The sequence below is a fragment of the Paracoccus sp. Arc7-R13 genome, assembly GCF_004010775.1.
Classification (GTDB): Bacteria; Pseudomonadota; Alphaproteobacteria; order Rhodobacterales; family Rhodobacteraceae; genus Paracoccus; species Paracoccus marcusii.
Window position 1 is genome coordinate 262,961 of the sequence record NZ_CP034810.1, and the last position, 13,843, is coordinate 276,803.

At 54.3% G+C, this 13,843-nt stretch carries 11 protein-coding genes; 5 read left to right on the plus strand and 6 right to left on the minus strand.

All coding sequences use genetic code 11. The features are described from left to right. Positions 1 to 19: 19 nt before the first annotated feature. From EOJ32_RS01320 to EOJ32_RS01335, 4 genes are all read right to left on the minus strand, one after another. Positions 20 to 781: a hypothetical protein gene (locus tag EOJ32_RS01320; RefSeq protein ID WP_127897460.1), complete on the minus strand. Its 762-nt coding sequence runs from the start codon at positions 779 to 781 to the stop codon at positions 20 to 22. Between the two features lie 65 nt (positions 782 to 846). Further along, positions 847 to 3,627, minus strand: coding sequence for a phage tail tape measure protein (locus EOJ32_RS20235; RefSeq protein WP_205963166.1), 2,781 nt, complete (start codon positions 3,625 to 3,627; stop codon positions 847 to 849). Between the two features lie 294 nt (positions 3,628 to 3,921). Further along, the gene (locus tag EOJ32_RS01330) at positions 3,922 to 4,170 is read right to left on the minus strand and encodes a hypothetical protein (protein ID WP_127897461.1); all 249 of its coding nucleotides are present in this window, start codon (positions 4,168 to 4,170) and stop codon (positions 3,922 to 3,924) included. 466 nt (positions 4,171 to 4,636) lie between these two features. Further along, a complete protein-coding gene (locus tag EOJ32_RS01335) occupies positions 4,637 to 5,041 on the minus strand; it encodes a hypothetical protein (RefSeq protein ID WP_127897462.1) in 405 nt (134 codons plus the stop codon). 1,942 nt (positions 5,042 to 6,983) lie between these two features. On the opposite strand from EOJ32_RS01335, the gene EOJ32_RS01340 reads away from it, so the two are divergent. Next, positions 6,984 to 7,532 carry a recombinase family protein gene (locus EOJ32_RS01340; protein ID WP_127899245.1) on the plus strand — a complete coding sequence of 183 codons (549 nt, stop codon included), beginning with the start codon at positions 6,984 to 6,986 and terminating at the stop codon, positions 7,530 to 7,532. A 172-nt stretch (positions 7,533 to 7,704) separates the two neighbouring features. Next, the gene (locus EOJ32_RS01345; protein ID WP_127897463.1) at positions 7,705 to 8,235 is read left to right on the plus strand and encodes a hypothetical protein; all 531 of its coding nucleotides are present in this window, start codon (positions 7,705 to 7,707) and stop codon (positions 8,233 to 8,235) included. Positions 8,236 to 8,372: 137 nt separating this feature from the next. Here EOJ32_RS01345 and EOJ32_RS01350 read toward each other — a convergent pair whose 3' ends face one another. Together EOJ32_RS01350 and serB are read right to left on the minus strand one after the other, a co-directional pair. After that, positions 8,373 to 9,131: a TSUP family transporter gene (locus EOJ32_RS01350; RefSeq protein WP_045983076.1), complete on the minus strand. Its 759-nt coding sequence runs from the start codon at positions 9,129 to 9,131 to the stop codon at positions 8,373 to 8,375. A gap of 54 nt (positions 9,132 to 9,185) precedes the next feature. Beyond that, on the minus strand, positions 9,186 to 10,064 hold the full coding sequence (serB, locus tag EOJ32_RS01355) for a phosphoserine phosphatase SerB (RefSeq protein ID WP_127897464.1): 879 nt from the start codon (positions 10,062 to 10,064) through the stop codon (positions 9,186 to 9,188). Between the two features lie 133 nt (positions 10,065 to 10,197). On the opposite strand from serB, the gene EOJ32_RS01360 reads away from it, so the two are divergent. From EOJ32_RS01360 to EOJ32_RS01370, 3 genes are all read left to right on the plus strand, one after another. Beyond that, positions 10,198 to 11,343, plus strand: coding sequence for a phosphoserine transaminase (locus EOJ32_RS01360; RefSeq protein WP_127897465.1), 1,146 nt, complete (start codon positions 10,198 to 10,200; stop codon positions 11,341 to 11,343). A 114-nt stretch (positions 11,344 to 11,457) separates the two neighbouring features. Next, positions 11,458 to 13,047: a phosphoglycerate dehydrogenase gene (gene serA, locus EOJ32_RS01365; protein ID WP_164871371.1), complete on the plus strand. Its 1,590-nt coding sequence runs from the start codon at positions 11,458 to 11,460 to the stop codon at positions 13,045 to 13,047. A gap of 71 nt (positions 13,048 to 13,118) precedes the next feature. Continuing rightward, complete coding sequence (locus EOJ32_RS01370) at positions 13,119 to 13,841, plus strand: metallophosphoesterase (RefSeq protein ID WP_127897467.1); 723 nt, start codon at positions 13,119 to 13,121, stop codon at positions 13,839 to 13,841. Positions 13,842 to 13,843: the final 2 nt, after the last annotated feature.

Genomic DNA, 13,843 nt, shown 5'->3' on the forward strand with positions numbered 1-13,843 from the left:
TATTTACTGATTGTAGAACTTAGCCTTTGCTACCCCAAGTCACACCTTTCCGTCCAAACTGATCTTTGAATGAGACAGAATAGTTGAAAAGCTGTCCAGTGGTCCTTGCTGTAGCGGCTCTTAAAGCAACACAGGCTTGGTTAGCATCTACACAGAGAATGGTATCTTCTCCGTAAGGCGCTAGTGTCATCCAATTGTCAGCTACTGCTCTGTCCCTGATCTGTGCGAATAGACCTGTTTCGGGTAGTTCATCACCTTCTACACCTTGCCACCGTAGCGCTGGACCTTCACCAGTGACACACCAACTTGTCTGTAGATGGGGCTTAATCACGGTAATAGATGAGATAGGGTAGTAGTTTAGTGTCTTAAGCTGATCTAGGGGAATATCATGGTAACTATCGTCCAGGATCGCAGAGCCGTACTTGGTAAGTACCCTAAACTTGCTCTCTGCACCTGTTGTGGTGACGCTGTACGGCCCTAATTGATCATCTCTGACCCGATAGCCATTCCGACCTTTAGTCCGCTGTAGCAGCTTCCCTGTGAGTGTATCCCTACATACCGAGACAAGTTCTTTGTCCTGATCTGGAATGGAGTCCATAGCAACGTGAAACTCATTGGCACCATAGGCTAGGAAGCTGACAAGAATACGGTCTAGATCATCCTGTGTAGCCTCTTTGACAACAGATAGTCGGTTATCTAGGTGGGATTTAAGTTCCTCTACCTTCTTAGTTGTAGCTTGATCTTGTGATAGTACAGACCAGTTTGTCTTTAATTTAATCATGTTCAATTTCCTTGATTGTAAAGTAGTAGTAGAAGTAGGGGCGCTATTGTCCCCCGCCTCATTGATTACCGAAAGCCCTTCTGACTTCTACGGTTGGCGTCAATAACGGCGCGTTTGCTTGCCTCAGTAATTCTTGGAATATGTGACTGAATAATCCTGTTTACAGAATCGTCGCCATTGGCTGCAATGTTGAAATTATGGTAGACGTTAACCTGACTGCCACCACCACCAGAGACTTCTACACCAAGACGACCTTGGCTATTTCTCTTTAGTGGCATGATAGCCTCTGGTCCTGCTTCACCCATCATTCCTGTCTTGTTGCCACCATAGCCGTACAGGGTAGGGGAACCTACAACGCCACCTTTAGCGAACATTTTGACACCACCAGCACCAAAGGCATTACCGTTAGCAGACAGCAGACTAACCAAGGCATTACCTGCAAGGTCAGCAGCACCTTTAGCTACATATTGCTGGTAGACCTCTAGGAGAATGTTTCTCAACATACCTTTGAATGCATCTTCAATACTTGAAGTACCATCCACTACAGTCATTAGAAGGCTCTCTACGCTATTCTTGCCTAGATTGTAGATTTCTTGCTCTCTTTGTAGCTTTCGCTCAAGTGCAAGTTCCTCCCTAGCCATAGCTTCGATCTGTTCTTGAGACACTAGATTACGTGCTTCACCAAGACGGTTCTCAATCTCGATTACTTTTTCAAGTTCTTCTCTCTGTTCACCTTGAACACCTAATAGACGCTCCTGCTGCTTGATGTTCAGATTGTACTGCTCAAAGAATTCTTGCAGTTTGTCCTTGGCCTTCTCTGCTTCCTTTTCTGCACCGGACAATTTAGGTTTCTTGCCTTTACCACCACCTTTAGGATTGTTTGATTCATTCCAGGCAGAGGTGATTTGAGCATTTTCCTCTGTATAGGATAAGTTCTTAAGAGATTGGTTCTCGAAAGCTTTAGTCACGAAGCCTTTTGCAATGTTATTTAGCGGACCGTCAGGTAGATTTAGACTATTACCGAACCTCACTGTTTCACCAGCAATTCTGGCCTGACCGGGACTTGCCCCACCTTTCAATGCCGCGTTCTCTGCTTGGATCGCTTGAGCCTCTAGTCCTAACTGACCTACTTGAGACAATCCCCTACCAATGGCGTTCACAGTGCCTAGAAGGCCACTAGCAGCAGCTTGAGCGCGAATGAATACTGATGATATGTCAATCCCGCTAATGCCCTCTAGGACGTTCTGCAGCGTCTCTACGGCTGCGGTTGATCTAGCTACAGACTGTTCGTAACCAATCTGCTCATTCTTCATTGTGATGATCTGACTGATAAGATGGTCAGCTACACCAGCCCGTTCCATTTCAGTGCGAAGGTTCTGTAGGGTCTGTTCACGTTCAGCATTAAGGTACTGTACGGACTGTTCTCCAAATTGTGCCTTTAGCCTTAGCAGTTCAGTGGATTGAGCAAGTTCTACTCTTTGGCTCTCATACACGCTGTTGAGTGTTTCAGCTTGTTGAGTGGTGCTTTCTACAATACCAAGTTCTTGAGCCATAATTGCTAGTCTGGCTTGTACTTCAGCGGTCAATAGACCACTTCCTTGTAGATACATGGTCTGTAGGTTCAGACTGCGGGAAAGTTCTTCCCTCGTTTCACCCTGAATATCCTTTAGGTAACTGAAAGCTTGAATTGCTCTGTCAGGATCAGTGAAACCAAGATAATTAAATGAGGCATCACCACTACCAAGTTGGTTAGATAACTGGTTCCTAGTCTGGAAAGCCTTTAGTTCCGCTTCCATTTCCTTGAGAGGTTGCAAGAGATTGTTCTTGAGTGCCTGTGTCTCTACCCGCTCAATCAGGTCAAAGGTTGCCTGAAACTCTGCACGGATTGTCTTGGCACTGTCTGACAGGCTACCTGTTATGTTGGAGAAGGTCAGAGCCTCTAGATTGCTTAGGGTCGCCCCTAGATCGTCGTAGATGTCCTTACCCTTGCGACCGTCCTCATTGAACCTGGTCATGGCTTGGATACCTAGACCTACACCAATGGCTGCGAAGGTGGTCAGGGCACCAGCTAGGCCGGGGATAAGACCTGCAAGCTGTGCGGCCTGCTGTGAGAACGCTACACCAGCATTTGCCCCTGACTGTAGCTGCACTGCAAAGTCACCGATCTGGTAGCCTGCCTGTTGAGCGTACATGCCAAATCGACCAGCAGCTTTACCAGACATGCCTGCCATTTCACCGAACTGGTTGAACCGTGATCCTGCTAGGTACACACCAGAGCCTAGGGCTTCATATTCCCTGTCAAGTTGGGCCAGTGCTGCGGCTTGCTGCTTGGTGTCGATGATTTGTAGTTCGGTGGCCCGATTGATCTCTTGCAGGGATTGTTCGTACTGTCTCTGTGCGGCTAGGAGAGGGTTGTAGGTAGCTGTGAGCCGAACCTTCTCTTGTTCCAGTGCCTTGAGAGTTTGGGCGTTTACCTTGGCCTGCAGTTCCTCATCTTTCAGCATCTGTAGCAGGGCAGAACTACCAGCAGAATTAGGCGCACCATTAAGGCCAGCGTTTGACTTACCGTAGCTTTGGAAGAATTGTTTCCAGTTCTGTTCACGTAGTCTCAGAATCTGTGCTTCTTGCCGTGCTTGTACAGCTAGCTTGTCGTTGTTGATCTTGTTCAGAGAGTTGTTGAAGGCTTGCTCTACTTGGGCTGCGGTGGCCTTACTTGCCCTAGCTAGCCTGTTGCCTTCTGTCTGAACCTTGTTGACCATCCCTGTGAAGGATTGACCATATTCATTAAGTAGGGCGATGGCTGCTTTAAGATCGCCACTGTCTACAGCAATATCTACATCAGCCATCTTAGGGTTTCGTTTCTGTTAAATAGTCTCATTGCAATGTTTCCTTTCTAATTGCATTCTCCCTTTCGAAATCCGTAGTCCAAAAGAGAGAGTAGTAGTCGTCGTCTTTGTGGTGACGCTTCTTAAAAGGACCTAATTCCTTTTTCTGTAGGCAACCTAAACAAAGTGAGTAGTGAATTTTACCGTCATGGTAGGGTTTGATCTGACAGCCTGGACAGATGCATTGAGGGCTGTAGGGAACATGCCAACTGTGCTTAGTTGTCTCTCGCCTATTCTGTGAAATATGATTGACGTTCATGCAGCAAGTTCCACACTGAACAGTGACAGAGCGTCTTTGCGATATACATCTTGTTGTCGTGCAGCACCTAATACTGTGGTGTAGAAGCTTTCTGAGCGCCAAGGATACTTAGACTTACCATCAACTCTGTGCTGTGAAATAAACTGGATATTATCACTACATCTAACAATTCTGTGTTCATCATCAATCTGTTTAACTACACTATGATAGTGGTCTAATCCTTCTTTCATAAATTCTATGCTCATTAAATATCCGTTTCTCGTAAAGTATCATACTCTCTGTAAGTGCCCCAAAATGGGCTGTTTTGCGGGGGTTTAGTTGTTTTGGCTAGGTAGGTACCTAAAAAGTCCTTCCATGCTCTAGACCCCCCGTATTTGGGCTGTCTGTGGCGTGAAATCACCTATCCTGAGGCTATACCTCTTGCCAGTTGTCCATTGCCTTTGTGGAATGGGTTTTTACCGTTGCGGTAAGGGTAGAGCGGACAGCTTGTAGCCCGACAGTTCACCCTTTGAATGTTGCTACCTGCACAACCATCACAGTGAGACCTAATGTCAGAGTACTTAGTGATATGGTGCGGGTAGTCGTCTGCTTGAAATTGGCCTGCGGCGTTCTTTGCAAACTCAAATCTGATTTGTCGTAGACTAGTTTTAAAATGTCCTAGTTTGTTTAGTTCTGTCTGGTCCATGTTAATGTTTCTATCTATAAGGTAGTCTAAGCTGCAAGTTTCACCTCAGTCAGCTTCTCTTCAAATTCTACAACAAGCATTCCATGATAAGCCTGTCGTGATAGTCCTGTTTGACTTTTTAGAATAGTTACATGTTTCCTGTTTGGTTCACACCGTTCAATGTTTGATGATGCCTCAGCAACTGGATCACCTACAAAGAACCTTCCAGCAGGCTTCCCTTCGTCCAGGATGCAATCCTTAGTGCTGCAACCGTAGTTGTTCATACAGAACTGATAGACCTGTTTAGCAATGTTAGAGACACCAATCTTGCAGTCATGCCTTGAGCGTCCCCTTGGGTCATGCTTTCCAGCACCTAATAATTGAGGATCAAGTAAGATGTTCCTGATCTTAGCATTATCACCACTAGCAGCTTCTAGTAGTTTCTGGATCATGATGCTTCTATTGGGTTCAGGTGTTCTAAATAGGTCATGGGTGAGCCACATAGAACGTTCGTAGTGATCCCTGTTCCTAAATAGGTTCTCTAGGGTACGTGTACGCACTCTTTTAGTTGGTGTAGCTTTAGAAGAAGCGTTCTTCTGACATTTCCGAGAACAGTATTTTTTATTAATCTTTACTTGAGCGAATGCCGCATTGCAAATTGGGCACTGTACTTGTGGGTAGACCTTATCTTGTTTCATGAAATTAGCCTAAAAATAGAAAAAACCGTCAACTCAATTCCGTGGCGGCGGAAGAGTCAACGGTTTCAACCCTGATTGCAGGGTATGACTTGTGCTTTAAGTTTCTCCGCCAAGAGTTACTTGCACAATTATGATGATGATGGATTGTTGAAAAGAAAGGTTGCCCTATAGCTAAACCTCACTCAACAAGGTCTGCCATAGGGCTTAGTCTGATTTAACAACCAAAGGGAACTCTGTCTTTAGGCCACTAATGACTGTAAGTGGACTATGCGTACGGAGACAGAAAGACGTACGTTTTATCGCAACTAAACATAACGCACAACTTGGTAAAAAGTTCCATCAGACTGGAAATAAATTAGCTGTTTGCGTCCCGCTGTAGCAATTCTTTTTCTCTATATAATATAGTAACTCTCGGACACTTTTTCAAGTAGCAGTTAACATTTATCAATCAATTATTGACGTATTCGGCGTAAATAGTTTGATGCTTCTCTTGTACTACTAATATAAGCACTCTGACTGATTTTTGCAGTGTAAACCATGTCACTCATGAAAATAAAGTTGGGAAGTGGCGTCAGTTCGGGGACTTGTTGCTCAAACCGCCTTTCCGCATCTATATAGTACAACACAAGTTTAGTTCTCAATCCGCCTTTCCGCATCTATATAGTACAACACAAGTTTAGTTCTTAAACCGCCTTTCCGCATCTATATAAGAGAACTACGAACGTAGTACTAAAGAAGTCTGCGAGCCTTCTTTTCGCTTCTCGGCACAGCCTCTAACCGATCTGTAGCGGAATGGCTAATCATTCTTAATCCCTACAAAATAAGAAGTATGGTATAGTGCTATAACTGTAGTTACGTACTTATCTCCTATTAATTAATTAGCCTACAGGCTGAGACTGACAAGTCCAGTAATCAAGACATAAGCTAAAGAACTACAGTAGTTAGGCACTATATGGTTATTACTAGACCTATCGGTCAGCCTTGATAGGCTATTATTAAATAGAAGATATGAATTAGACTACTAGTTACCTATCTTATTTTGTAGCTAATCTGTGTAGAATGTCCAGACAGGAGTCCAAGGATTTTCACTCTGTAAAGAGTGACAGTTAGAACACTGTAAGTGTTATAGCTGATCCGCTGGCGCTCGTCATATTCCCCTTATCTAAAGCTGTAATACCGTAGTTAGATAACAATAGCTTACATGCCGCAAAAGTAGTGATGTATCCTTGAGATTATTCCGCTATTTCAGTAGCATGTTCTAGTTTCGTTCTAATATGTGTATTGTTCGTACTTGGTGGGAAAGTCTTACCCTGTCGGTCTCCAACCTTCCTAATTCCCATCGGGGTAGGGTTCAACGCATTTAACATCACGTTATCGTGTGATTTTAAGTTAGTTCTTGACAATCCGATATCTAACTTTCCCTTCGATACTTCTCTAATTAACTCTTTACTTTAAAGTTCTTCCTAGAAGTTCTCAGTAAGTCTACCTGTTCTGGATTCGTTCTCATTGTGATGGTGAGTTCCAAGCGACCGTTCCTCGATCTTGTCTCATTGAACCAAGGTGGTGTGAGATTGCCCCCCGTGAGACGATAGCCCATGAATCCTGTCTCACTGGAATGGTGTTTACATTCTGAGACGGTCAGGGCATAACATCTTAGAACCTATTGAGACTGATTCCCCAATTGGAGACTAAGACCATGCTCGTTGGATATGCCCGTACTTCTACCCTGGACCAGACCGCAGGACTTGCCGCTCAAGAGCGTGACCTACACCAAGCAGGCTGTGAGAAGCTGTTTGTTGAGCAAGTATCGTCAGTAGACGTGACAGCCCGTCAGAAGCTTTCTGAGGCACTAGAGTTCATCAGGGAAGGTGACACCCTGATAGTCACTAAGCTGGATCGTCTGGCCCGCTCTGTAGCCCACCTGCATGAACTACTGTCCATGATCCAAGCCAAGGGTGCTGCACTCAAGATACTTGATATGGGGATTGATACCTCTACGCCCACCGGCAAGCTAATGCTGAACATCATGGGTGGTGTAGCTGAGTTCGAGAGAAGCATCATGCTAGAGCGTCAAAGGGAAGGCATCGCTAAGGCCAAGGCGCAGGGCAAGTACAAGGGCAGGAAGCCTACAGCCATGTCACAAGCAGAGAAGGTGAAGCAGCTACACAGTGAAGGAATGAAGCCTGTACAGATTGCAGAGACTATCGGGATTAGTCGCGCCTCTGTCTATCGCTGCCTTGAATAATATTACTTGACCATCCTGGAATTGTGTAGGTGGGGGATTCCTTTATTGGAGTTCCCCTCTCTATGATTCGCTAGGGTCCCCCACAATCGTAAGGTAGGCACCCCTATGGCGTGCGGGTAAGGCTACTGGTCTACAATACAAAAAAATAAATTTCAGCTTAGGACACATCGACATGGCCAATCCGTTGACAACTCTCCAAAGCGAATGGGCAGTGATTAGTGATGCCCCGTGGTCGTTTCTCACAATTGCTGCCTTGGTAGCTGCTGCGGTATGGTGGATCGCCTGTAAGTACTACGCAGGACGGATAGCTGAACTAACCGAGCAGAAAAGCACCCTAGAGCACCGCGTCCAAGCCCGTAACGATGAAATCCAAGCTTTGAATGCCAAGCTAGCTGAGGCTCTGGCAACACCTAAGACGGCACAACCTGCGGAAGCTGAAAAGAGCGCGCGATACATTGACCCGGATGAAATTGAGCAATCTGTTAAGATAGTTGGTAAACTGCATGGTCCTGAAATACGTCGAGGAGAGAGTGCAGTAGTAGCCAGAAGCCTCACAAGCACTGGCGATTTCAATCCCGAGCGACCGTTCACTTTCCGGAACATGAAACTACTGTTGGTGAACTTCACATCGTCTGGAACAATGTCCGCCTTTGGGGAGACGAAGCAGCAATTCGGGAACGTTGTTTGCAAAATTCTCGACTAACCACCCTGACCACGAAAAAAATAAAAATAGCAAACGTAGGTGGTTGGCGTAGGTGGTAGGGTACGTCTAACTGATTGTAATATAATGTAGATCGACTCTAGACGCCCCTTGGCAGAGCGGGCGCCGGATGCGCGGTCTCAGATCATCTGCCAGATCAGCCGACCCGCCAGCAGGGTCGAGGTTACGACCAGCAGCGGCTTGATCAGCCGCGCGCCGATGCGCGAGGCCAGCCGCGCGCCCAGCATCGCCCCCGCGATCTGCGCCGCCCCCATCGCCATGCCCAAAAGCCACAGCGGCTGGCCGACCAGCGCGAAGGCCCCCAGCCCGCCCAGGTTCGAGGCGAAGTTCAGCAGCTTGGTATGGGCCGTGGCCTTCAGAACCCCGTATCCGGCCAGCGTGACAAACCCGATCATGTAGAAGGCCCCGGCCCCCGGCCCGATCAGCCCGTCATAGAAGCCCACGAACGGCACCACCGTCGCCGCAAAGACCAGGGGCGTCAGGCGGCGCGTGCGGTCCAGGTCGTTCAGTCCGGGTTTCAGCGCAAAGAACAACGCGATGCCGATCAGGATGACCGGCAGGATCAGCCGCAACCCGTCGGTGGGGATCGCGCTGACCAGCACCGCCCCCGCGGCCCCCGCCGCCCCCGCGATCAGCGCGGATTTCCACTGGCTGCGCAGATCGACCAGACCCCGCGCCGCATAGCTGAGCGCGGCCGTCCCCGCGCCGAAGACGCCCTGCACCTTGTTCGTGGCCAGCGCCTGCGCGGGCGACAGTCCCGCCAGCATCAGGATGGGCAGCGTGATCAGCCCGCCCCCGCCCGCGATGGCATCGACGAAGCCTGCGGCAAAGGCCGCCATCATCAGCAGCATCACCAGGTCGGCGGTCAGTTCGAACATCATCGGGACTTTCGGTGGGGCAATCGTCGCAGGGGTATTTGGACAAAGGAGAAATCAGGGGGTGACGAAATCCTCGTCCGCGAAGCCCTGCAGGTACAAGAGCGCGGTCAAGTCGCCGTAGTTGATGCGGATCTGGGCCTGGGCGGCGACCGCGGGTTTCGCGTGCAGCGCCACGCCGGCACCCGCCAGCTGGATCATGCCAAGGTCGTTGGCGCCGTCGCCCACCGCGATCGCGTTCTGGGGCGTGGTGCCGAGGCGGGCGGCGATCTGAGTCAGGGCATCGACCTTAGCCTCGCGCCCCAGGATGGGCAGGGCGACCTGCCCGGTCAGCACGCCGTCCTGCGCCAGCAGCGTGTTGGCGCGATGTTCGTCGAAGCCCAGGGTCTGGGCCACGGCCCGGGTGAAGCTGGTGAAGCCCCCCGAGACCAGCGCGGTATAGGCCCCGTGCGCGCGCATGGTCGCGACCAGCACGGCCCCGCCCGCGGCATAGGTGATGCGTTCGGCCAGGACCTGGGCGATGACCGCCTCCGGGAGGTTCGCCAGCAGGGCCACGCGTTCGGTCAGCGCAGCGTTGAAGTCCAGCTCTCCGTTCATGGCGCGGGCGGTGATCTGGGCCACGCGGGGGCCAAAGCCCGCCATGTCGGCCAGTTCGTCGATGCATTCCTGATCGATCATGGTCGAATCCATGTCGGCGATCAGGATGCGCTTGCGCCGCCCGCCCGCGGGCTGGATCGCCAGGTCGATGCCGATGGCCTGCAGGTCGGACCAGACCTGATCCGAATCGCCCGGAAGCACCGCGATGTCGAATTCGGCAGCCACGCCCGGCGACAGCCAGCGCGTGACGTCGCCGCCCCACCGGTCGGCCAGACCGCCGGGCAGGGCATCATCCAGATTGGCTGCGGCAGGCGCCGCGATCAGCGAGACGGTGAACATGGGCGCGGTCCTTGTGCGGTTGCCTGCGGGTGTAGGACAAAGTTTTTTCTTGCGCCAGAGCGGGAGGGGTCTTAGGTCGGTCGGTGGGACACCCCTCCCCAACGAGGGGCTTTTTAGCTGGAAGGCTAGTCACATGACCGATCATGCGATCCCGGCTGCGCGGCCGGAAAATCCGCGCTTTTCCTCGGGCCCCTGCGCCAAGATCCCCCATTATTCGCTGGACATGCTGTCGGACGCGCCCCTGGGCCGGTCGCATCGCGCCGCCGTCGGCAAGTCCAAGCTGGCCGAGGCCATCGAGCTGACCCGTGCGGTCCTGGGCGTGCCGGCCGATTACCGCATCGGCATCGTCCCCGGTTCCGACACCGGCGCGGTCGAGATGGCGATGTGGACCCTGCTGGGCGCCCGCCCCGTCGAGATGCTGGCCTGGGAAAGCTTCGGCGAAGGCTGGGTCACGGATGCCGTGAAGCAGCTGAAGCTGGACGCCACGGTCCGCAAGGCCGATTACGGCAAGATCGTCGATCTGGCGGAGGTCGATTTCGACAAGGACGTCGTCTTCACCTGGAACGGCACCACCAGCGGCGTGCGCGTGCCGAACGGCGACGCGATCCCCGCCGACCGCGCGGGCCTGACCATCTGCGACGCGACCAGCGCGGCCTTCGCCATGGACCTGCCTTGGGACAAGCTGGATGTGGTGACCTTCAGCTGGCAGAAGGTGCTGGGCGGCGAGGGCGCGCATGGCGTCCTGATCCTGTCGCCGCGCGCCGTCGAGCGGCTGGAGACCTATGTCCCCGCCTGGCCGCTGCCCAAGATCTTCCGCATGACCAAGGGCGGCAAGCTGATCGAGGGCATCTTCAAGGGCGAGACGATCAACACGCCCTCGATGCTGGCGGTCGAGGATTACCTGGTCGCGCTGAAATGGGCGCAATCTCTGGGCGGGCTGTCGGCGCTGATCGCGCGGGCGGATGCTAATGCGGCTGCTGTGCGCGATTTCATCGCGGACAAGGACTGGATCGCCGATCTGGCCGAGGATCCGGCCACCGCGTCGACGACCAGCGTCTGCCTGAAGTTCACCGATCCGGCGATCAAGGACGGCGCGGCCTTTGCCAAGGCCGTGGCCAAGCGCCTGGAGAAGGAGGGCGTGGCGCTGGACGCCGGCGCCTATCGCGACGCGCCTGCGGGCCTGCGCATCTGGTGCGGATCGACGGTCGAGCCCGCCGATGTCGCGGCACTGATGCCGTGGATCGAATGGGCGTACCGCGCCGAACTGGCCGCGCAGTGACCTGACAAGCCGGGGGGCTTTGCGCGCCCCGGACACCCGCAGGGTATTTTTCCAACGAAGAAGCCAGACGTCAGCGTGGCCATGCCCGGGCGTTCCCACACAAGGATGAATGACATGCCGAAGGTTCTCGTGTCCGACAAGCTGTCGGAAACCGCCGTCCAGATCTTTCGCGATCGCGGCGTCGAGGTGGATTACCTGCCCGATCTGGGCAAGGACAAGGACAAGCTGGCCGAGATCATCGGGCAGTATGACGGGCTGGCCATCCGGTCGGCCACCAAGGTGACCGACAAGCTGCTGGAAAGCGCGACCAACCTGAAGGTCATCGGCCGCGCCGGCATCGGGGTCGACAATGTCGACATCCCTGCCGCCAGCAAGAAGGGCGTGATCGTGATGAACACGCCTTTCGGCAACAGCGTGACCACGGCCGAACATGCCATCGCGATGATGTTCGCGGTCGCGCGCCAGCTGCCCGAGGCCAGCGTCAGCACCCATGCCGGCAAGTGGGAGAAGAACCGCTTCATGGGGGTCGAGCTGTTCAACAAGACCCTGGGCGTGATCGGGGCGGGCAACATCGGCGGCATCGTGATCGACCGCGCCCTGGGTCTGCACATGAAGGTGCTGGCCTATGACCCCTTCCTGTCCGAGGATCGCGCCAAGGAACTGGGCGTGACCAAGGTCGAGCTGGACGACCTGCTGGGCAAGTCCGACTTCATCACCTTCCACGTGCCGCTGACCGACAAGACCCGCAACATCCTATCGCGCGAGGCCATCGGCAAGCTGAAGAAGGGCGTGCGCATCATCAACTGCGCCCGCGGCGGCCTAGTCGACGAGGAGGCGCTGGCCGAGGCGTTGAAGGACGGGCGCGTGGCGGGTGCCGCATTCGACGTCTTTGCCGTCGAGCCCGCGACGGAAAGCCCGCTGTTCAACCTGCCCAACGTCGTCGTCACGCCCCACCTGGGCGCCGCCACGACCGAGGCGCAGGAGAACGTCGCCCTGCAGGTTGCCGAGCAGATGTCGGACTATCTGCTGACGGGCGCGGTGCAGAACGCGCTGAACATGCCCTCGGTCACGGCCGAGGAGGCCGCGGTGATGGGCCCCTGGATCAAGCTGGCCGCGCATCTGGGCGCCTTCGTGGGCCAGATGACCGACGAGCCGATCAAGGCGATCAACGTGCTGTATGACGGCGTAGTGTCCGAGATGAACCTGAACGCGCTGAACGCGGCGGTGATCGCCGGCGTGATGAAGGCGTCGAACCCGGACGTGAACATGGTGTCGGCCCCGGTCATGGCCAAGGATCGCGGCGTGCAGGTGTCCACCACCAAGCAGGACAAGGCCGGCGCCTATGAGGGTTATGTCAAGGTCACCTGCGTGACCGAGACGCGCGAGCGGTCCATCGCGGGCACGGTGTTCAGTGATGGCAAGCCGCGCTTCATCCAGATCCGCGGGATCAACGTGGACGCCGAGGTGGGAAGCCACATGCTGTACACCCGCAACAAGGACGTTCCCGGCGTCATCGGCGCGCTTGGGATGACCTTGGGCGATCTGGGCGTGAACATCGCGAACTTTACCCTGGGACGGGCCGCCAACGGGGCGGATGCCATCGCGATCCTGTACCTGGACGAGGCGATCAGCGACGAGGCCCTGGCCACGCTGCAGAACACCGGCAAGTTCCTGCAGGCCCGCCGGCTGCAGTTCGAGGTTTGACCTCGGCCCCGCACGCCCTTACCCAAGGGGCGTGCGGACCCTCCCTGCCGCGCGCCACGGCCAGGTGACAGATGCAACTTTATGCGATCGGCGACATTCACGGACAGCTGGACCTGCTGAAGGCCGCGCATCAGCGGATCTTCGACGACGGCGGGCCTGATGCGGTCATCGCCCATGTGGGCGACCTGATCGACCGCGGTCCCGATTCGCGTGGCGTGGTGGACCACCTGTTGCGCGGCCAGCAGGCGGGGCGGCCCTGGATCGTCACCCGCGGCAATCACGACCGCTTCCTGCCCGCCTTCCTGAACCAGCCCGACTGGATCGACCCGGGCCTGTCGTCCGGACAGCATTGGGTGGATCATCCGGGCTTGGGCGCGGCCGCGACGCTGCGGTCCTATGGCGTGGACCCGGATCAGCCGCGCGATGCGCTGCTGCGCGATGCGCGGGCGGCGGTTCCTGCGGATCACGCGCGGTTCCTGGCGGCACTGCCGCTGTGGTATCTGCATCCGCTGGCGCTGGTCGTGCATGCGGGCATCCGTCCGGGCATCGACCTGCAGGACCAGGCAGAGGGCGACCTGGTCTGGATCCGCCAGGGGTTCCTGGACAGCGACGTCGATTTCGGGCCGCTGGTCGTGCACGGGCACACCGCGCTGGATGCCCCCGCCCTGTACGCAAACCGCCTGAACCTGGACGGGGGAGCCGCCTATGGCCGGCCGCTGTCCGCCGCCGTCATCGAACCGGGTGCCGTGCACCTGCTGACCGAATCGGGCCGCCAGCCCCTGTTGCCGGAGTAGAC